Below are 22,072 nucleotides of genomic sequence, written 5' to 3' on the forward strand. Positions count from 1 at the left end.
TTACAGCTAGGCTAAAGAACTTTAGCTTGTACTTTTGCTTGTTTATGGTTAGTGATTGGCAATTTGGCCTTATACAAACAAATGAATATGACTATGCTCACGGCTAAAAGAGGCAAAGCAAGCCATTTTATTAGCGCGTGCTATAATGCCCGCTGTTCTTTAGGAGGTAGTATGCAGGGAACAGTTATAGCGATTAATCGCGACAAGTCTTATTGTGATGTCTATGTTCATGGTACAGCTAGCACTTACCGTGCTCCGCTTAACGACTTTGCCTCTGATGAAAAGCTGGTCATTGGCGCTGATTGTGAGTTTGAAGACATCTCTAAGCCATCCATGTTTTCATTTGGTAAGGCTGAAATTAAGTCCCTCAAATCCATTTCTTTAGGCAACGACAAAGTAGCCGCTACTCCTGAGACTAGCTATCCAGAGCACAAGCTTATAGCTGATAATCGTAAGTTTTTAATTGCTGCTGAAGGTGGTCATGAGCGTGAGTGCCATGCCGCTTTACTTGAAAAGGCAATTGAGTGCAAAGCCAACGCTTTGTTAGATTTAAAGCTTGAGGTAGTGGTACGTCCTGGTGTTAAGCAGCACCTTTTCCGCTACACCGCACGCCCTGCCATTATCGATGGTCCAAAGTACAAGCAAGAGCCAGGTATTGGTTTAGCCATTCCTGAGAAAGTAGCTCGTCGTAATAGCCCGAATGAGGCTATGGTGCGCTACTGCCGTGTACTGTTAATTTGCTCTTTATTCATTATCATCCCATCCATCATGAGTCTGACTGCTCGTGGCGTGATTCCATCACAGATGATGGGTCAGGTGATCACCGCAGGTCTCATCGTTCTGACCATGGTGCTGTTCATGTTTATGGGCTTTAAAAAGCGTCAAGGATTTATCCTCACGCTCAAAGGAATCCACGATAACTAAAAATCTTAGTTATCAAAGATAAGAGCCGCCATTGCCAATATGCGTGTGGTGCTCAAAAAAAAATCAGCCTAAAAGCGCAAGGGCCATAGCAACTAATCATTGCTATGGCCCTTGTTGTATTTACTACCTTTAGTCTAGTAAAGCTTGATAGGCTCAACCTCATCACCTGCTGCAGGTGATGGAGCTGGCGGTGCACTCTGCACTGGTGGCTGCGCAGGTGGTTGCCCTGCTCCCAGAGGCTTCACTGCCCCTTGAGGTTGCCCTGCTCCCTGAGGCTGCGCAGCGCCCTGTGGCTCAGCTTGCATCTGAGTCACATCATTGCTCTGAGGATTAATTGGTGCTAAGGCATCATCACTATTGCGCTTTGTTACAGGTGCTGCATGCTCTTCAGGCAGTGCTAGAGCTTTGTTCTCAGAATTTAAGTTACCCTCAACAAGGGATGGCAGATTCTTCTGAGCATCCTTAGCAGCTTTAATTTCAGCTTTAAGAGCCTCTTCTTGAGCCTTAAGCTCTTCTTTTTGTTGCTTTAACGCCTTTTGCTCTTCCTCATAGAGCATATCGTCATTAGATACTAAGTTAGTAACCGGAATGTCGTTAAGCGATAAAGACGTACCATGCAGCTTAAGTGCGGTGGTATAGCGCTCGCCGTCATCAGAAATTTGTCCTGACCAAATCGCTTGATCAAGTGGCTTTTGATAATCAGTTCCGGCAACTTCACGTACTAAAGACTTGTCTGCAGTGATCTTATAGTCTGAGTCAAAGCGTGCGAGTTTTGGCTTAACACTGTGCTCATCAAATGACAAATCAGTTCTGCCTTGTACGCTAAAGCTTTGATTGTTATGGGTATAGCCAAACTGCTCGATGGTAATACCAATCACATCAGTAAAGCCCTTCATAACCTCTTTGAAGACCTTGCTAGTATCAAACTTCTCATCAGCACCTTTCACAATAGCCTTAGATGCATCGTAAAGCTTTGGAATTGAGATACGCTCAAGAGAGCCAGCAAACTTAAAGTCGTTTAATTCATAGTAAGGTTGCTCTACACCATAGCGAATTAATGGGAAGGCAAAGCCATAGTTACCAGAGTTATCAAATGACAGCTTTGACATACCCTCAGCATCAGGCTGAGTCAAAGTAATCATGGTAGAGACGTTGTTAAAGGAAATGCCGTCTTGCAGTGATGGATCTCTTACCTCATCTTCTGGAGTAAAACCGATGGCATACAAAGTTGAGAACTTAAAATCTAACTTCTCGAAGTTAACAATCAAGCTCTCAAAGTGAGGCTTCTTGTCGATGATACGAGGCAGAAGTGAAAGCTCTACACCAAGAAGATCTAAGCGATAATTTGGTGAATTGTTATAGCGCTCCGCACCTTCACAAACGACACCAGCACTTCTTAACGCTACATCCACATCCTCAGTTGAAGTTGCTGAGAAGTTGAATGCATTCTGTCCAAATTTACAAATACCTGTGCTAGTTGGGATTAAGAATGAGTCAGTCTTAATGGTGGCACGGATGGATGGAGTAATAGCAGTAACCTTAAAGGCACCGGTGAAGCTAATTGGGTCGATATTGAACTTAGCTAAGATATCGTCAATATTGCCACTACCTGGAACGCTATCAATGCCGCCTGATAAACGCAGTGGGCCAAAAAGTAACGTAGTGTCAACAGCACCAGTAATTGCGCTTTCGCCTAAGGTATTGCCCTTTTTAAGTGGCAAGGTGAAATGCAGTCTACCTTTACGCTCGGTAAAGGACTCACCTGTAGATTCATACTGCAGCTTTAAGCCTGGAATCTTACGCTCGACCTTAGCTAACGCATAATAGATTTTGGCATCAAAGATATAAGTCGCAATCTTGATTTGAGCAACTAATAGCAGTGAACACACTGCCAGCAAAATCAGAGTCCAGTAAAGTAGTTTCTTCAGTATTCCCAGGCGCAGCATGGAACCATCCTAAAGAGCAGGTAAAGCGCACATAATGATCTTGTTAGCTAAATCTTCAACTACGGTTAGCATCATTACGGCACAGGTTAGAAATCTTGAGTATATGCAAGCAAAGACATCAATCTACTCGCGTTTGAAATCTTGAGTATATGCAAGCAATGACAGCAGCCTACTCGGGCTAAAAGTGTCAATCAGAGAGCCTCAACGAATGCCACTAAGAATAAAGTGATACCTTGCATTGGCGGCTGTCTGATGACAAGACACATCTAGAAATAATACCACAGCCATAGCAATGATATGAAAACCAATCGCCACCGAATGTCTGTTTTGACCGCGTACTGTGCACATTACCAATCTTGCTATACATGCAAATCACAAAGCATTTGCAACAAACCAAGCAAAGCTATCACTAGGCCTTGGCATGGCTATTTGTCGGCAGCAAAGGTGTCCTGAACTAAAGCTAGGATGCGTCCGCTTTCTTTTAAGAAGCTATCGGCATAAGAGCCAAAGAAATTGGTGGTGGACTTGAACTCATCGATAAAGGCCTCACGGTCTTTATGCTTGAGGATTTGTAAGCATCGAGAAGCACAGTCAATGTACTGCTCAATAAGCTCAAGGTTCTTATCTGAGGCACTAATGATGTCGCAGTACAACTCTGGGTTTTGAGCAAACAGACGTCCCACCATTAAAAGTTCTAAGTGATAGATAGGCGAACACATATCTATCAGGCGAGCCACAAATGGAGAGTCTGAGTTTGGTGAAGACCTTCCCTCTGATCCTAGCTTGCTTGATGGATCGTTATCTAAGCAGTTTGGACTTAGATCACTTGTACTTACGGCATTACCTGTATCAGCTGCGTCTGTTCCAAAGCGCTCGCGTAGGAAGTTACCATAAGCGATGGTAGTAAAGTGGCGCAGTGCCTGAATCACACGCATGGCATTATCATGCTCATCGGCACTACAAGTTACAACGTGAGCACCAAAGAGTCTCATTTGCTTGGCAATAAAAGCGCACTTGTCATCTTCACGGCCATTTACAACCACTACTACCTGTTTTACGAACGATACTGTATCTGGACCAAACATTGGGTGTAAACCAACTACCGGGCCAGAGTGGTATTTGAGCATAGTCTGCAGTGGCTCACCTTTAATGGAGGTAAGATCAGAGAGAATACATTCCTTTCTAATCAAACTAGCTACTTGCTTAATGACTTCATTAGTCTTGTCAATTGGTACCGAGATAATGCACCAATTAGCGCTAGCAAGACGAGAGGCTGCAATTGACTTATGAATGTCCTCAACCGCACTTCCATAATGATCCATTTTGTAATCATGAGGCTCAACCACACTTACCTCATAGCCAGCAGCGCTTAAGTAGCGTACAAAGTATGAGCCCATACCGCCGGCACCACCGACTATACAGACCTTACAGCGCTCAGATGCTGATTTGTTAGCTTCAGATTGCTCATGGGCACTTGCGTACTTATCTGAGCCCTTTTCAATATATGACTGTCTTAAGATACGACGCTGTAAATCCTGCATCAGTGATGGAGCTAGGCCATACTTTTGCTCAAGCTGAGCACCATGGAAAAGAATTTTCTCTTCTCTAATACCGCTTACTACGCCCTCGCCTGATTGCGACTTAAGGCGAGCTGCTGATCTTACTAATGAAGTGCGCACTCTAAGCAGTGCCGCAATGGCCTCATCAGCCGCATCAATCTCTTCTCTAAGGCGCTTAAGCTCAGCTGCAGTTTCAGCATTAGCTGCTGCACTCTGACTTAGCGGCTCTGCATTGCCTACTGCGCTTGTGCTTACATTCTCTGCATTGCTTGCTGAGTTTGGACTTAGACTCTCTGCATTGCTTGCAGAGCTTGGGGTTACCTTCGCAGCATTGTTCTGATAAGGAGCGTCTACGGCCTTAGCTTGAGTGGTATTGCATGCGTCTAAAGCGCTTGCATTGACGCATGATGATGAAGCTTGAGAGGACTTAGTCGGCATACTAATAGACAAAAGGCTTGGAAGATTCAGATAACTGAACCTAAGCCTTGCTCCTTTTCAAATCGGTGAATACTTTTACAAATGTTTGCCTATGGTTGAGCGCAAGTTTTCATCTGCTACCAAGCATCTTTGGGCAGAAGCAGTCTCATTGGCTCATTAGGCACAGGAGTATTATGCCGCAAAAGATAGCAAAACAGCATGATGGCCTATAGCGGATCTTAGTTTCATCAAATCAGGGCAGAGCAGCTTGGCATTGCACGGTACGCTTAGGTCGAACTTGCGATCTTATGTGCTTGGGCCGATTTTTAGTGGTGCTCCACTAAGCCTGATTTTAGTGGTGCTCCACTGAGCCTGTTTTTTGTGGTGTTGCGCTTGTGCCGGATTGTTAGCGTGTGCGCTTATGAGGAGTGATGATTTTGCCTTTGCCTTTAGGCACAAAAGGCCGCTAAGCGGCCTTTTCATGAGGCCTGTTGCGTGGGCAAACAGGCTCTGTCGTTTGGGGTATTAATTTGCCTTAGCCGTCGATTTCGTCGAGGAGCTCATCGTCAAAATCATCAGTATCGGTAACTTCACCTTCTTGAATTGGATTGACCTTGTTCTCGTCGTACATGAGGTAAGCATCGCGAGTGAAGATGTATGGATCAATACTGTTATCTAAGACAGGCTCTTGATCAATGAGCTGAGCGCGATTGTGAATACCGCGAATTACAAACTTTGCTGTAGTAATTGGCCAAGAGACGGCATACCAAGGCAGACCATCAATGATGTCGCCATGCAGGTCACGAGCAGTGGTTGGACCATAGGCTGGGATCATCATGAATGGGCCCTGTTCAACCTTGCCTTTACCAAGCACTGTGGCCATATTCATTGGGGTATGCTTGATACCAATATAAGAGGCTACATCAAAGAAACCTAAGATACCAATGGTGCTATTGATGGCAAGACGAACTAAAGAGGTACCTGAGGAGGCAAACTCACCGACTAAGAGATTATTTGGCACGTTGTTAATCTCGTCGAGGTTATTAAAGAAGTTGCCTACAGAGTTTTGTACACCTTGTGGTAAGTAAGCATAGCCATGGGATACTGGTCTTAAGATATACTTATCTAAGATGTCATAGTTGAGGTACCACATATAGCGGCTTGGCCCCTCAAGGGTATCAATAGCATGACCTGAGAGCACACTATAGCCGTATGTATAGTCGGCGCTAGCAGCTTTCTCACTGAGCTGTCTTGGCATCATTGGGTTGTAAGCACCATGAGCTGCCTGAGCCTCTGTAGTGAGGCCAACAGTAGATAGCATCAAGGCGGCACACAGCATAGAGCTGCCAAAAACTTGCTTAACATGACGCTTGAGATTGAACATAACGACCCCCATGGCCCTAAGCATACTCACAGCATAAAGCTTGAGTACTTGCCTAATACAGCGATGCATAGCTCATGGAGCAAACTATCCCATGGCCTGCGCATCGAAAACACAACTAAATATGGCCTTAGCAATAAATTCTATTTGCCATCCTAGGCCTAATTCTAATGATATGCATAGTTAATACAACTATGAACCAAAACAGAGCAGATGGTGATTCTAACACCGTCAGAATGCATCAGTGCAATTACTAGCACTTAAGTGTCTGTTAGATAAGCGATTTTCTAAAGAGCACCGCGTAAATTCTTGTGCGATGTACTTTCAGACCTACTTTGCCTTAGCAAGATGAGATGTCTAAAGACACAAAGAGCGACTGACCACTAGTATTAAGGTCGTCGCCCTTTGCTAAAGCTAAGCATAAGCTTAACTGTTAGTAGATGTCTTCTTCCTCATCTTCAATAACTAATAAGTCCTCAAGAGAAATCTCATACTGAGGCTCCTCTTCTTCCTCTTGCTTCTTAGAGCGAGACTTAGGCTTAGTGTTACTGCCAAGATCTGAGTTTAAGATGAACTCTTCTTGTCCATCATCTAAGCTCTCTTGAGTCTCTTCACTTGGTACATTAGCATCAGCCTCAGATGAGTTCTCCTCACTATCAGCTGGGAAGCTACTCATCAAGAAGTCGAGCTTGGAGAGAGCCTCTTCAGTACGCTGCTGCTTTTGCTTTTGATGCTCTTCTTGAACCTTACGGGTGTATTCCTCAATCGAGAAGTAAGATCCATCTTCATCCTTTAGCTGCAGCTCCTTAGCAATCTGCTCGCGCTCCTGACGATTACGCTCCTCCTCTAAAGCCTTAGCCTCGGCCTCTTGGCCCTGAGCCTCATCTTTAGATTCACTCTCATCGTTAGCTGCAGCATCTGCCTTGGCCTCTGCAGCGGCGTTTGCTGCTGCTACATCTGCATCGCTATCGGCATCGGCTAGAGTGTTAGCTGCTGCAGTGTTTTGGCTAATCTCTGTGCTTGCGGTGTTGCTATCGGTGGCGCTGCCACTTGCTGCTTCAGCTGCAGGTGCTGTTGCAGCTACTGGTGCTGGTGCTGCTTCAGCTGCAGGTGCTGCCGCATCTGGGGTAGCTGTTTTTGGGGTACGGGCTTTGGCTGTAGCATCTGATGGTGCGCCTTGAGCGGTGACACGAGGGCCGGCAAACTTATCTTGCTCAGAGATAATGCGCTCATCAAGCTTATCGTAAAGCTCACTTGCCTTATCGATAGCGAGCTTGGCTACAGCATCACCGCGAGCGGCTGCTTTTTCGGTAAGCACTGGAGCTCTGGTCATGTGCTCCTTGAGCTTACGCTTAAGGATGTAGTCGAGCAGACCATAGTTAAGCACAGTAGACTCATGGCTTTCTTCATCACGGTAGACGAATGCCACATGTCTTACATACTTCTCGATGATATCGAGTTTCTGCATTGGGGTAGCAACTAACAGCTGCAGATTGAACTTGCTAAACAGGGTCAGCGCATAATCAACCGACTGTGGAGAACCACGACCGAATGCCTCATCAATAATTACGAAGCGGAATGAACGGTCATGATAAGAGACAGGTGAGTGACCTGTAGCTACGCCATTTGGAGCCTCGGCATTAGCACTTTGCTCTGAATTATCTGCAGTATTGGCCTGATTTGTCCCATGTGCGCTCTTGCTTGGATCGTTAAAGCTAATGCCCTTGTTACGAGCATTGGACTGATACTGATAGGCAAGAGATGAGGCAAGCACGGTGTAAGCAAGCTTTTCTTTCTGACCACCAGACTTACCGCCTGAATCCTCGTAGTAATCAACCTGGCTATCATCCTGACGAGTATGCTCAGATGCGGAGAACTCATACCACATCTTTACGTCAGTTACCTTGTTACGCCAACGACGGTCAATATCACCTTCATTGACTAAGCCCTTGAAGCGGTCGATTAAGGCCTTAACCTGATGGAAGCGCTCATCGGCTGCCTCTAAGGTCTTATCCTCCTCTGGTAGAGCCGATGTACAGGTCTTTAAGTCAGCTCTAAACTGCTTAATCTCAACGTCGGCAGATTCGGTAGCCACCATTTGAATGTAGTGATCTGGATTAAAGTCCACATCCTTCATGATGCTATTGATATCTGCAATACGCTCTTTGATCTTGCGGCTTTGAGCAAGCAAGGCAGCGTTTAAGGTACCTAACTGATCGATAGTTTCACGATTGAGTTTGTCCTTAAAGGCCTCCACAAAGCGTGGTAAATCGTCTTGCTGTAACTTATCAAAGAAGTTCTTAAAGTCTTCCCATGCATCTGCACGTGAAGCATCAAGGTTACGTGCTGCAACCTCGAAGGTCTGAGTAAAGCGGCTTTGCAGTGCCACGATCTGCTGGCTTAAGCCAGACTTCTTATTTTGCAGAGCATTGATGTCTTGCTGCAGGCGTGAGACTACCTCGTTATTGATAACATCAATACGATCGTGAGTTAACTCGCCTAAGTGCAGTCTAGCTAAGGCATCAGAGGTTAAACGCTCAATCGCGCCGGCTAAGTGCTCTTCGATCATGTGGTAGTTCATGCACAGATCATTACTTTGCAGTAATTGATTCTCTAAATGAACATTACGTGATGATACTGAGCCTTGCTCCTTTAACCATGAATCACGACGAGTCTCGTGGTTACGCTTATCCTCAAAGAGCTCTTCTTTGCGCTTATTGAGGGTACGCATAATGTCTGAGGAACTCTTGAGCTCATTTAACTCAGCGTACAAGCCCTCGAGCACCTTATCGTGAGCACCATAGTCAATCTCAGAGAAACGAGTGATGTAGTTTAAGCGACCAATCACGTTCTGCTGTTGGCTAGTAAGAGACATACCCTGCATCAGAGTTCTTCTTTGAGACTCGATGGTGTCGATTACCTGATTGATACGGATACGCTCTTGAGAGAGGATGGCGATCTTATCTTCGTTGGTCCAACCTAAGATATAGTCATTACCGTTACGGCTTCTACGGTCGTCCTTTTCGTTACGACCACCAGCCTTGAACAGACCTGACGGCATCAGGGCATACTTCTCTCGACGGAACTCATCTTGATCTTCAGTACATACGTAGTTGAAGGTTCTCTCAAGATGCTGACGTACATAAGAGTGGAACACAGGATCGTTCTTAATGTCGATCTTGCGTGGCAGTGAGTTAGCACTGATACGTGGACGATCAAAGCCACCGCCTAAAGCAGCGCCTAAAGTGGTATTGATGCGATTATTGTTGTTAGCAATGTCATTCTCGCTAATGCGGAAGAACACTAAACGCATCGATAAGTTGTTGCTATTAACGTAATTAACTACGTCTTTGTAGTACTGCTCAGGTACTAACATGGAAAGACCAAAGGAGCGCAACAGCTTTTCTACTGCATATTCCCACTTAGCCTTTTCCTCGCTACGTACCTGCATGAGCTCACCGGCGAAAGGTAAGTCTTGATCAGTACAGCCAATAGCATGAGCAATTTCGTTACGCGTATCGATGTACTTCTTAGGCAGATTGTTCTTACGATTTCTTAAAGAATCGAGTTCATCGGCAACTTCTGCAAGGCGATCTTGTTCAGTCTTGAGCTCAATATTACGCTGCGCAATGTTCTCTTCGTAGTTCTTGATCTTTGAAGAGTTGAGCTTCTTCATCTCTTCAAGCTTAACTAAAGAAGCTTGGAAGTCTTTCTCACTCTTAACCTCAGGCAATGAGATATTGCTCATTAAGGTACGATGATCTTCAAAGGCCTTGTAGATACGGTCACGCTCACGACGCTCAGATGCAATAGATTGCTCTAGAAGCTGCTGACGGTTACCGCCGCGCTGATTGATCTCGTTTTGAACGTTCTGAATCTGAGTGTTGATTCGCTCTAAGTCTTGACGGCTACGCTCAAGATCGTGGTTGATATCTTCTAAGCGCTGCTTGTTAGATTCAATCTCAACACTTAACAGATCGCTCTTTTTCTTAAAGAGATATGGTGAGGTATAGACCTTACAACGCTCTAAGAACTCAACCTGAGTTGCTACAGTGCTGTACTCTTCACCCTTGATACAGATAGGCTCTAAAGCCTCTACCTGCTTTTTGGCCTCTTCTACAGAACGATAAGATGCATCTAAGTCGTTAAAACGATCGACCATCTCTTCAACTAACTCATCGCCGTTGAAGTCTTCAAGCATTTGCTTTCTTACGAAGTCTGAAATATTGGAAATAGACTTCATAGAAATGGTCTTGTAGAACAGATCGAGCACCTTGGTACCTTCAATACCAAAGAGGCGCTGCATCATGGAGTAGTACTCAGAGAAGCCGTCGTAACGAGTGCAACCAAGCGAACGTAATTTAGCGCCGAGCTCCTTAATGTCCTTAACAGGCAGCACATCATGCTGCAGGTTAAAGTCCTGATTACCAATGAAGTAATAGCGGTTTAAAGTGCCCTTGCTCTTGGTATGCACCATAGCCTGTAGCAGTACTACATACTCATTGAGAGCCTCATTAAAGAAGGTAGCACTAATAACACTTAAAACAGCGCTTTGACCAGAACGCAGACCGTGCTCAGTTTTTACACCTGAGGAGTTGTCATTCTTATACAGACCTAAAACATAGGAGTTAAGGCTACGCTCGCCCTTTTCTGCACCAGCGGCCTGGTTAAAGGTGACCTTACGTACGTCATAAAGCAGTACGGTCATGGCGTCAATTAAAGATGACTTACCGGCACCATTATCACCAGTCATCAGAACGTTTTGACCGCCAAAGTACACGGACTTAACGTTGTTATTGAATGATGACCAGTTATAGATGTCCACACGCTGCAGTCTAAAGCCCTCACGGTTGACTGTCATTTGTGGATAACGAAGCAGATCCTCTTCAGTCAAAGACATTGGATCTTGGCCATCAGCAATCTCAAGTAAGCTTCCTGAGCCAACCTCAACTTCCTCAACCTTTACCTCGGAAGTGGCCGCATTATCAGCTAAGACTGCATCAGAGCCCTGAGCCTCAGCAGCATTATCAGCTAAGGCTGCATCGTCAGTGGCTGCTGCGGTGGCATTAGCCGCTGCGGTAGCATCAGCGGTAGGCTCAGTTGATGGGCTTTTTGTTGATACAGCATCTGACGAGGCAGTCTCGTTACCAGCACTGACTTGCTGTTGCTGTTCAAGATCGTCGTTGTTTAATAAATCTTGCATTGCTTTTCCCTTAAGTCAGGCTTAATCAGCGGTATCAAGCATGGCATCATCGTCGGCATTTAAGGTGTTCTTAGCGCGTCCACCTTCCTTGATGTGCTTTAAGTAAGAGGCAAGAATTTCATCTGCCTGCTTTAAGATTTCAGGTGTCACGATAACACCAATAATTCGTTTTACTTCAATGCGCTCAGCATCTTTTTCAGCCTTGGTTCTGCTCTTAAGGACTGGACCAATACGGCCAAGTAAACCTAAGGTTCTTAAGTGCTCAATGGACTTATCTAAGTTATCCTCAAGGCGCTTGTCGTTATTGACGTTATGCACGAAGCTCTTAACCATAGTGACGATCTCAGCACGATCGAGCACTAAGCGGCCAAACTGACCAGAGAGGTCAAACTCAAGTAAGCGCTGACGCAGTAAGATGAGCAGTAAGCTGTCATAAAACGGCATCGCACGGCGGTTGAGTAATAGTGGTGGACGCTGACCTGAATCAACTGGCATCTCTTCTTCAGATAAAGAGCGCACATAAGCAAAGCCAGAGTCATGGTCGATAACTAAGCGTAAGAACATACGACGACAGAACTCTTCAACCTCACGCTCTTGACGCACGAGGGATTCAAAGATGGTCTTGTCATCTTCTCTATCGATATAGTTCTTTAAGAGGAATACCACTAAAGCACCAGGAGAGATGAGCTTTGCTCGGCTTCTTGAGCTTGCTTGCTCCTCGTTTTGCTCATCAGATGTATTCTCAGCATTAACGTCAGCATCGGTGCCTACATCAGCCTGAGTGTAATCATCAGTTCCATAGTCAGGTGCTGTGCCCTCAAGACGGCTTAAGCGGTCCATTACAGACTCGGTGCTGCCTGGGTTCGCACCCTGATTAAAGAGCGCGTTAAAAGCTGCTGTATTACGCGATTGATCATCACGATTTTCGTCATTAAAAGCCATACATGCTCCAAAAGTAATTTTGTTGCACAAGCTTATGAGTAAGACCTTGATCTTATCTATAAGCCTGAAGCTTAGGCGGCACCTAGAGGCGCTTTAAAGTAATGTGTTTTAGCTTAGCAACACGCATTACGGTGTTACCGTCGGCATCCATGGACTCCCAGCGGTAAAGATCTTCGCGAGTGGCGTCTTCTTCAATCTTGTAGTCAGACATAGCGATCTTTACGTAGTAAGTCAGCTCTGTAATGCCATGCTCAAGTGGGTAGCGTTTAACGATGTCTACTAAATCTACCTCATCTTGAGTATTCATAAATTCTTCAATGCGATGGTAGAGCAATACAGGATCAACCACGATCTGATCAAAGAGCTTGTGATCATCAGGTCTAAACTCATCGCCCTTCATCTCTGTACTAAACTCTAGACGCTCATTAACCGTTGCTAGAGGACGATCAAAAGGCAGCGTGATATCAGCTCGTGGAATCTCTAAGGTAAAGAGAGAATCTGGCAGATTACTAATGCCATACTCTTTAGTCAGAGCGACTACATTTTGAGTAATCGACTTGATACGCTCTTTTAAGAAACGGTTTGAATCTAGATTAGCAGGCTGTAAGAAGCTCTTAATACGCTTAGTTGAAGAGCCCATGACGCGCTCAATATTCAATCTAAGCTGCAGCCATTGATCGTGGATGTTTAAGATACGAGGATCGATAGTTAATCCCTTGATCTCCTCACGATTTAAGAGGTTATCAATACGCTTCACGATAAGTTCATCATCTGATGAGGATAAGAGCAGTCTTGAGAATGCCTTAACCGATCTACCCTGATCGGTTTCTTCAATATAGGCATTCTTATCAAAGTACTTATCTAACAGCTCACCACGTGGACCAGTCCAGTTGATGATATCTTGCATGATCTCTTTATCAAGATTGCCCAGGTTGTACTCCACCTGACGGAAGTCATCCACCATCTGAATAGCATCATGCTGGAACTGTAAGAAGCGCTCACGAATCTGAGATGGGCTTAAAGTAGCGATCTCACCCCGCTTAGCCTTTTCAATTTCTTTATCGATAGCATCACGACGGGCATAGAGATCTTCAAGCACCAACTCGGCATTACCCTCGGTACTCATATGCACTTCTTTTAAGATCTCCAAAAGACCTTTAAAGCGCGACTCAGTAGGAACGAAGTTGTTGCTCTGCTCATTCATACCAACGATGAATGAATACGCCTTTTGCAGATCAGGGGTGATGTCGTAGCAAGGTTCGCTTCCTGATGCGCCCATGTATGAGCATCTAAAGAAACGGTTTTTCTCGCTAGACCAATAGCGCAGATAATGCAGCGCATCCTCGCGCATATTCTTGCCACCTGCTGCTTGTGTAGCGCGATCATTGTCAGATGGTTGGCCATCAGCTGCATCAGGATCTTCAACTGGAACTTTAGTGCCAGTAAAGTCCTCAAAAAATGAGGTCTCCTGCAGTGAGTCATACTCATAGGACATACGGCCGCCATTGATTCTAAAGATGATGTCTTTAAGAATCTCAACGAGTTCAGACTCAGGAGCTGAGGTACGGTTAAGCTTGATAAAGCCTTCATGAACCAAGGCCAAAATTACAGGCGCACGATTGGCGCACAGCAGATTCCACGCAGTGGAGCGTGCTCTCTGCGTCATGAAATATATGTAATCAATGTCCATCCAACGAACCTGAAATCGTGGCTAAACCTATCCAACACATCACTGCAACACAGCGATCATCACAATGGCAAGTTAAAGCAATTACACTAACCAAAACCAATGAGATACAGCTTTGTAGGCACAACAGTGACATACAGCCTTAAAGACCAAGACAAGATCATAATGAATTTGCCTTAAGTGTCTTTAACTCTCGCATACGTAAATGCACAGGGATTTGGCAGATACTTGCCTAAGATGAGCTTCTAATGTGTTGCTGTTTAACTTGGTAGTGCCTAAAACATAAGTTAGGAAAACTACCAAAGTTACTTGCGCGGCCAAACCAAACTCGCGCATGTATAGCGCCATATATCAAGTTTTACAGCATGGCCTTAAAGACACAGGCTTGCAAAAACCACATATAAATACAGCACTACATCAGACAACGGATACAAGCAAACGTATCAGCAAGGCTTTTGTATACGCCAAATAAAACTAGTAAACCTGGTACTCTATACGCTCCATGAAGTGATCTTCACAAGCAAGCGTTAGCGTGTCTTACTCCCTCAAACTTAATGCCTTCTTAGCTTGAGAGATCAGCACATATCCAAGATGCAAACAAGGCATCTTGAGGTTTCTAGTCCCTTGCACATCCACATTAAAAGCGAAAAGCAACTTCACTAAGATCGCTATCAAGTGCATTAAAGCTGCACTAAAGTGAAACGATCTTATGAAAAGCGCCGCATATTATAGCACCATTGAACCAAAAACTATGACGATCGCGACAAGCAAAAGGCAGCTATATCCCAATCAAAGTAGCGCAAAACCATAACTCATTGCAAAAAAGAGCTAGTTGAGCTAGCCAAGCCCATCATTAAAGCATCCTCTTTGATAGCGCCAAATCCATTCTCTTAGCCGCCCAAACTCCATTCTCTTACCCGCGCCAAATGAGATAAGCACGCTGTTTATCCTTCCTCAACTCTCTGTACTAAAAAGATGCTTAACGCTCTAACTTGGAACAGTGTTTAGCTACAAGTAGAAAAAGTGCATTGATGTAGATCAAAGATCTTGGGCGTTTTTGCACTATTACGATACATTTTTCTCAAGGACGCTAATAAACAAGCGCTAATCGCACTATAATGAGCACACTTTTGTACATAGCTATGATGCTCAACACGACCTAAAGTCGCATCCACGATTGCTATTTTGATTTATAGCAGTTGCAGATGATCTCGTTACCATCTATTAAGCCATGTGCAATACACTCATTTATCAGCAGCTTTTACAGCAAAACCATGTCTACAAAGACATGCAGCTGTGATCTTATGCTGTTGCAGCCATGGTAAGAACTTGCACGAAGCTATCCATTAGCAACTTACTTTTACTTACACCATGAAGCTGCACTCAAGCGCAGACATGCAAGCTTTAAAGCACTTGTCGGTCTTTATCTGCTTAGTATGTCGCACCCTGATGATGCGCCTACACTCGTACGTAGGGCCTCGGGGTTGCTTAAGGAAAAATCTTATCTCAGGCGTTTATCTGTCTTAGTTAGCTTGAGCAAATACTACTTAGATAGATAAGGAACCCCCGTCACTAACTATGGCTAAATCTTTAAGGGGATTCTGACAAGCAACGTTGCTTTAACAAAGCATTGCCTTAGCGACAGCCGCTGGTGTGACTGCAAAGGCAAGTTACTTTGCATAAGAACGATGATTGTTCATGCCAAGGTATAACCTTAAGATCTTAAATGATCTTCTGGGATAGATTTCTTTCGGAGTTATTCCATCATGTTAGAACCGGTAAACCCAAAATCACCTCTAGCCAATGCTCTAAATCGCGTCCCATTCATTTTGCAGATCATTCTTGGTCTCATCATGGGTGTTATCTTAGCCCTCATTTATCCTAACGATCACGCCATCATCCCAATGCTTGGCACCCTCTTTGTTAAGGCACTGAAGGCTGTAGCACCTCTGTTAGTTTTCGTACTGGTTGCAGCAGCTATTGCTCGTCACCAGTCAGGTACCAAGGCTAACATTCGTCCTATTATCATGCTCTACTTTGTGTCTATGCTGATTTCTGCCAGCTTAGCACTGTTCATGAGCTACACTTTCCCATCTCACTTCGCCATCTTAGAACAGTTTGATGACACCCTCTCTACTCCACAAGGCGTAGGTGAAGTGCTGTCAAACTTCGTAAATCAGGCAGTTGAGAACCCATTCACTGCATTAATGAATGGTAACTACATTGCAATTCTGATTTGGGCTATCGGTTTAGGTTTAGCTTTCCGTGCAGCACACGACAACACCAAGCGTGTTTTAGAAGACTTAGCTCAGTCTGTTTCCGCTGTTGTTCGCATGGTTATACGCTTTGCTCCTTTAGGCGTTATGGGTCTGGTATATAACTCCACCACTCAGCCTGGCGGTTTTGCTAACCTGCTCAACTACGTACACGTAGTAGTTGTTTTAGTTGCAACTATGCTTCTGATTGCTTTTGTATTCAACGCAATCTTAGTATTTGCTGTAACTCGTGAGAACCCATACCCTCTCATCTTCAAGACCACTGCTAAGTCAGGTATTACTGCATTCTTCACCCGTTCATCAGCTGCTAACCTTCCAGTTAACATGGCTTTATGTGAAGAGATGAAGTTACCTAAGGAAACCTACTCTATTTCTATTCCTTTAGGCTGCTCCATCAACATGTCTGGTGCTGGTGTAACCATCGTTATTATGACTATGGCTGCAGTTAACACCTTAGGCATTCACACCGATGTTTGGTCTGCACTGCTCATGTGTATCGTATCTGTACTGTGTGCTTGCGGATCCTCTGGTGTTGCTGGTGGTTCCTTAATGCTTATTCCACTTGCTTGCTCCATCTTCGGTATTCCTAACGATGTTGCTATGCAGGTTGTTGGTATTGGCTTTATCATCGGCGTGATTCAGGATTCAACTGAGACTGCCTTAAACTCCTGCACCGACGTTCTGTTCACCGCAGCAGCTTGCCGCCGTGCCGAGCGTCTTGAGAAGTTAGCCGCTGCCAAGCAGTCAGCCTAATTCACAAAACAATACCAGCGTGGCTCTTTATCCATAGCCACCAACAGGGAGATCAAAGCGCATCTCCCTTAAAAAAGGGGAGAGGCCCATCAGCTTCTCCCCATTTTTTTGCCCCAACAAATAATCACATCCACAGCAAGTGCCGTATCAAAGCACAATTAGCTAAGCGCCAAGCACTCACACTCTACTTCCACAAAAGATCATCTCGACGAAGATAATCAAGCACCTTATCGATACTCTATACTGCTTATGAGCCATCATACAGACAAAGATATGTGACTTAACAATCAATTTGCGACGAATTTAAGGGCAATTAAGCGTCAGGGCCGCCAAGATGCCTTGTCAGTAAGTTCTAATCACTGGCAAAATGATTTATGCTCTAATAATGTTTGTCAAAATATTTAGAGCTTGATTTCTAAATTGCGAGCTAGGCCTGTGAGGCTGTTTTTAGTGTTGTTTTATTTGCAGGAGGCTTTTCATGTTGCATGCAGTGGTGCTCTACTCGGTGGGTTCTCCTGAGAAAGCTGATGTTGAAAGCCTGAAGAGCTTCTTAAAAAACTTCCTCTCTGACAAGTTAGTGGTAAGAATCCCACGCTTTATCTGGCAGCCAGTTCTGCGCTCATTCATTTTAAGATCACGACCTGAGCGCATGGTATCTCGCTACAAGCAGATCTTTATTGAAGAGCACAATCCTTACCTCATCTCAATGAGCCGCCTTGCCTATCGTCTTGAGTGCGCACTCAATCAGAACTGCAATGATCCTTTCGACGATGAGAAGTTTGAAAGCACTCAGTTACATGAGCTGCAAGTTCACGCTCAAAAGGAAAACTCAACATCCCCAACTACTGAAAAGTTTGTGGTGCGTAACGCCTTTGCATATGCTGGTAAGAACTTAGAGAAAGTAGTTAAAGACTGTGTTGAATTAGGTGCCCAAAAGGTTACCTTAATCCCTCTTTTCCCGCAGTACAGCGACACCACCACTAAACGCCCTGCTATGGAGCTAGCAAAGATCAAGCAAAGCTACAAAGATGTGGAATTTGCTATGGTGAGAAGCTTCCCTGATGATAAAGAGTACATTGAGGCGATCACCGAAAGCATCAAGCCAATGCTCAATGAGCTGCTCTTTAGCATTAAGCGAAAGAAAGACGAAGTAGAAGATGTTAATAGCATCATGAAGCGTGGTAAAGCACACGTACTTATCACCTTCCACAGCTTGCCTCAAAGCTATATCAAACTTGGTGATCCATACTTAAATGAGGTTGAGGCTACCACCAAAGCTCTCGTTGCATCATTAGGCTTAGATGAAGAAAACATCTCCATTGCTTATCAAAGCAAGATGGGTCCAATGAGCTGGCTTAAGCCTGATATTGAAGATGAAGTTGAGCGCTTATTAGATAATGGCATCTCAAGGCTCTTAGTCGTTGCTCCAGGATTCTCCATTGATTGTCTTGAGACTCTTTACGATATCGACATCAATCTGCGTGAGCGCTTCTTATCCTTAGGCGGCGATAGCTTCTTGTACGTACCTGCATTGAACCACTCAAAAAGCCACATCAAGCTGCTGAGCTCTTTAGTGCGCAATAATGCCAAAGCGCTCTAAGCAACTATTAAAAATGCAAAAGAACTTGAAGAAACGCCCATAAAATGTCTCTTGCAGCCTTACTTTCATTCACGCTGAGCGCCCTTATCCTGGCAATAGCACCAGGTCCAGACAATATCTTTGTGCTGACGCAAAGCGCCATGCATGGCTACAAAAAAGGCCTAGCTGTTGTCATTGGCTTAACCATAGGCATCTGCATACAATCTTTTTGCATGGTTGCAGGCATCACCGCTCTATTCATTGCAATACCAGCTCTAGTCACCATCCTCAAGACCATTGGTGCGCTCTACCTTAGCTATTTATGCGTCAAAGCCACCCAAGGCTTTATCAAGCGCTACAAAACATCGGCTGCTGTAAATGACAAACAAGTAGATACAAACACAAGCGCTCAAGACGTATACTCTCAAGAAGCTACAACATCTAAAGACCAAGATCGTAGCAAGAATCAAGATAACAGCATCCTAAACTTTAAGATGATTCGTCGCGGTATCATCATGAACTGCACGAATCCTAAAGTTCAGCTGTTTTTCTTGTCTTTCTTTACACAGTTTCTACCTCAAGGCCTAGGTCAGTATGAGTTCATGTTCTACATGTCCATTATGGGACTTATCATGGCTATGAGTACCTTTGTTGTCTTTGGTAGTATTGCGATCTTTGCAGGTAAACTTGCTGAGCAGTTTAAAACCAGGCTCTTTAACCTGATTCTTGATGGATCTGCAGCTTTGATCTTTGCAGCTCTAGCTCTGTACACTCTAGCATCAGAGTTTCTCTAATCAAAAGAGCAAAAGCCTAAAGCAAGATCACCAAAAGATGCCACCAAAGCCACACAAGGCTATTTTGACTTACTAAAACCAAAGAATTGTTGCTTATGGCTAAAATCACTATATTAGGTACAGGCGATGCCTTTGTAACCCATTGCTATAACACTTGCTATACCATCGAAACAGACAAGGGCATGATGCTAGTTGACGCAGGCGGCGGCAACGGTATTTTGGCCCAATTTGAAAAAGCCAAAATTGATCTGAGCAAGATTCAAGACATGTTTGTGACCCATGCTCACACCGACCACATTCTCGGTACTATCTGGGTTATCCGTAGAGTCATGATGCTCATGAACTCAGGCAAATACACTGGCACTTTCAATGTCTACGGTCATGACAAAGTCATCAATGTAATCGACACCATCTGTCGACTTACCCTCAAGGCAAAAGATCTCAAGCACTTAGGCAGTGGCGTAATTCTCAACGAAATTACCGATGGTCAAAAGATTCAAGCTGCAGGCATGGAGCTTACCTGCTTTGATATTCATAGTCCTAAAGAAAAACAATTTGGCTATAGCGCGATATTGCCTAATGGCAAGTGCTTAGTATGCCTAGGCGATGAGCCTTACAACTCAACTGTTGAGGCATACGCAAAAGGTGCCGACTATCTCATGCACGAGGCCTTCTGCCTTTACGACGATCGTGAGATCTACAAACCTTACGAGAAAAATCATAGCACCGCTCTCGATGCAGGCAAAAATGCAGCAGCTCTTGGCGTGTCTACTCTTATTATGTACCACACCGAAGATCACACTCTAAGCACTCGCAAACAAACCTACAGCGCCGAGGCAGCCACAGTCTTTAACGGACAAATTCTCGTCCCTGATGACCTCGAGATCATTGAGCTCTAGCCCTCACAGCATATCAACAAGCTGCAGTCACTTCATGAGCTCAGACCTAGCCTTAGCCACCGACTAAGGCTAAGGTCTGCAAATCCCTCTCATCATTATAGAAAGTCTCAAGCACCTGCCTAAAGACATCATCTGGCGACACCGCATCAAATAATGTCATACACGAGCACACTTTAAGTGTATCTATTGCACCCAAGATACTTAACACATCTTTACTCTTATGCATCAGCAAGGCCTCAGCAATTTGGCGCAATCTCTTTCCTAAAATGGGATGAGCAAGATAAGCCCTGGCCTCATCAAGACAGCTAATTCCGTAAAAACGCGCATTGTAGCTAAAGCCTAAAGATGCCATTTGCGGAAACACAAACCAAATCCAGTGCGACCGCTTGCAGCCTTCCCGAATCTCGCGCAACGCAACATCGTATTCTGACTTTTGAGCCTCAACAAAACGCTCAAGATTATACGTATCACACATACATCTCCCCTTTCAATCTAAAGAGCCCGAACTTATGCAGTTTAGCAGCTCTCGGCTACATACATGCAGCAGTACCAAAATATAAGATGCGCAAGCATTTCTAAAGTTAATGAATTTTTACAAAATATAACTAAATCATAATAAGTCGTTATACAAAGTGTAAGGGCATGCATCTAATGTCAGCCCATACAGCGAGTCAGATCTGGTACGCCTCAAATGGCTGCCGTGCTACACGCTCTAGCTATTAAGAGGAATATCAATCATGGCAGTATATGTAAACACAAACTACAGCGCTCTTCAGGGCCAGCGCTACTTAGGTAATGTCCAAAACTCCTTAACTACTACCTACCAGCGCTTATCTAGCGGTATGAGGATCAATAGCGCCAAAGATGACGCTGCCGGCCTCCAGATCGCTGACCGCTTAACAAGCCAGATTAATGGCCTCAACCAGGGTAACCGTAACGCATCAGACGGTATCGCACTTGCTCAGACTGCAGAATCTGCAATGGATGAAATTTCATCTATGATGCAGAAGATCCGTACTTTAGCTGTTCAAGCTAATAACGGCACCAATACCATGGAAGACAAGAAGGCTTTATCTAAGGAAGCTACTGCATTAGCTACTGAGATCAATAGAATTTCAAAGCAAACAACTTTTGCTGGCAAAACTATTCTTCAGGGCTACCAGACAAACTCAATCGTTGCAAAACCTGGTGCAGGTGTTGGCGGTGGTCAAGCTCCAGCAGACGGTGATCCTCAATCTATGACTTTACAGGTTGGAAGCAACAAGGGTGACACCATCACTTTCCAGCTTGGCAATATGATGTTCTCCAAAGTTGGTGAGGCTTCTAAAATTAATGGCGCAAACAATATCGATGCCGTAATCAAAGACGCTACCACTGCATTTGGTAAAGCAGCCGGTGATGCAATCACTGTGAACTTTTCTGTTGCAGATGCTCCAGCTAGTATCATTGAATATATGGATAAGATGATTGGCTACGTTGATGGTCAGCGTGCCGATTTAGGCGCGATCCAGAACCGTCTTGAGTCATCTATCCGCAACCAGTCTAACGTTGCTGCTAATGAGGCTGATGCTCGCTCACGTATCCGTGATGCTGACTTTGCTGAAGAGTCTGCAAACTTATCCCAGCAGTCCATCATTCAACAAGCTGCTGCTTCCATGCTGATGCAGGCTAACACCCGTCCTCAGCTTGGCCTGAGCTTATTAGGTTAGTCG

13 protein-coding genes are annotated in these 22,072 nt (G+C 44.6%); 6 read left to right on the forward strand and 7 right to left on the reverse strand.

Going from position 1 to position 22,072, the window contains the following annotated elements; all coding sequences use genetic code 11:
* The first annotated feature begins 171 nt into the window (after positions 1-171).
* Positions 172-924 (forward strand): hypothetical protein, encoded by a 753-nt coding sequence (locus H524_RS0101260; protein WP_027938922.1) that lies wholly within the window; start codon positions 172-174, stop codon positions 922-924.
* Positions 925-1,058: 134 nt separating this feature from the next.
* Here H524_RS0101260 and H524_RS0101265 read toward each other — a convergent pair whose 3' ends face one another.
* The 6 genes from H524_RS0101265 to H524_RS0101290 all read right to left on the reverse strand — a co-directional run bounded on the left by H524_RS0101265 (position 1,059) and on the right by H524_RS0101290 (position 14,062).
* Positions 1,059-2,870, reverse strand: a complete 1,812-nt coding sequence (locus tag H524_RS0101265; protein ID WP_027938923.1) for a coiled-coil domain-containing protein — start codon at positions 2,868-2,870, stop codon at positions 1,059-1,061.
* Between the two features lie 425 nt (positions 2,871-3,295).
* Positions 3,296-4,867, reverse strand: a complete 1,572-nt coding sequence (locus H524_RS0101270; protein WP_027938924.1) for a prephenate dehydrogenase/arogenate dehydrogenase family protein — start codon at positions 4,865-4,867, stop codon at positions 3,296-3,298.
* Positions 4,868-5,381: 514 nt separating this feature from the next.
* Positions 5,382-6,230: an MlaA family lipoprotein gene (locus H524_RS13595; RefSeq protein WP_052338832.1), complete on the reverse strand. Its 849-nt coding sequence runs from the start codon at positions 6,228-6,230 to the stop codon at positions 5,382-5,384.
* A 430-nt stretch (positions 6,231-6,660) separates the two neighbouring features.
* A complete protein-coding gene (locus tag H524_RS0101280; RefSeq protein ID WP_027938925.1) occupies positions 6,661-11,430 on the reverse strand; it encodes an ATP-binding protein in 4,770 nt (1,589 codons plus the stop codon).
* A 21-nt stretch (positions 11,431-11,451) separates the two neighbouring features.
* Positions 11,452-12,372, reverse strand: coding sequence for a DUF4194 domain-containing protein (locus H524_RS0101285; protein WP_027938926.1), 921 nt, complete (start codon positions 12,370-12,372; stop codon positions 11,452-11,454).
* An 82-nt stretch (positions 12,373-12,454) separates the two neighbouring features.
* A complete protein-coding gene (locus tag H524_RS0101290; RefSeq protein WP_027938927.1) occupies positions 12,455-14,062 on the reverse strand; it encodes a DUF3375 family protein in 1,608 nt (535 codons plus the stop codon).
* 1,763 nt (positions 14,063-15,825) lie between these two features.
* Between H524_RS0101290 and sstT the strand changes: the two genes are divergently transcribed.
* The 4 genes from sstT to H524_RS0101310 all read left to right on the forward strand — a co-directional run bounded on the left by sstT (position 15,826) and on the right by H524_RS0101310 (position 20,360).
* Complete coding sequence (sstT, locus tag H524_RS0101295; RefSeq protein WP_027938928.1) at positions 15,826-17,088, forward strand: serine/threonine transporter SstT; 1,263 nt, start codon at positions 15,826-15,828, stop codon at positions 17,086-17,088.
* Positions 17,089-17,566: 478 nt separating this feature from the next.
* Positions 17,567-18,688, forward strand: coding sequence for a ferrochelatase (gene hemH / locus H524_RS0101300; protein ID WP_027938929.1), 1,122 nt, complete (start codon positions 17,567-17,569; stop codon positions 18,686-18,688).
* Between the two features lie 44 nt (positions 18,689-18,732).
* Positions 18,733-19,461 (forward strand): LysE family translocator, encoded by a 729-nt coding sequence (locus H524_RS0101305; protein ID WP_027938930.1) that lies wholly within the window; start codon positions 18,733-18,735, stop codon positions 19,459-19,461.
* A gap of 95 nt (positions 19,462-19,556) precedes the next feature.
* Positions 19,557-20,360, forward strand: coding sequence for an MBL fold metallo-hydrolase (locus H524_RS0101310; protein WP_156907501.1), 804 nt, complete (start codon positions 19,557-19,559; stop codon positions 20,358-20,360).
* Between the two features lie 52 nt (positions 20,361-20,412).
* Here H524_RS0101310 and H524_RS0101315 read toward each other — a convergent pair whose 3' ends face one another.
* On the reverse strand, positions 20,413-20,835 hold the full coding sequence (locus tag H524_RS0101315; protein ID WP_027938932.1) for a DUF1810 domain-containing protein: 423 nt from the start codon (positions 20,833-20,835) through the stop codon (positions 20,413-20,415).
* Positions 20,836-21,097: 262 nt separating this feature from the next.
* Between H524_RS0101315 and H524_RS0101320 the strand changes: the two genes are divergently transcribed.
* On the forward strand, positions 21,098-22,069 hold the full coding sequence (locus H524_RS0101320) for a flagellin N-terminal helical domain-containing protein (RefSeq protein ID WP_027938933.1): 972 nt from the start codon (positions 21,098-21,100) through the stop codon (positions 22,067-22,069).
* The last annotated feature ends 3 nt before the right edge of the window (positions 22,070-22,072 follow it).

Origin of the sequence: Anaerobiospirillum succiniciproducens DSM 6400 (assembly GCF_000482845.1) — a bacterium.
Classification (GTDB): Bacteria; Pseudomonadota; Gammaproteobacteria; order Enterobacterales; family Succinivibrionaceae; genus Anaerobiospirillum; species Anaerobiospirillum succiniciproducens.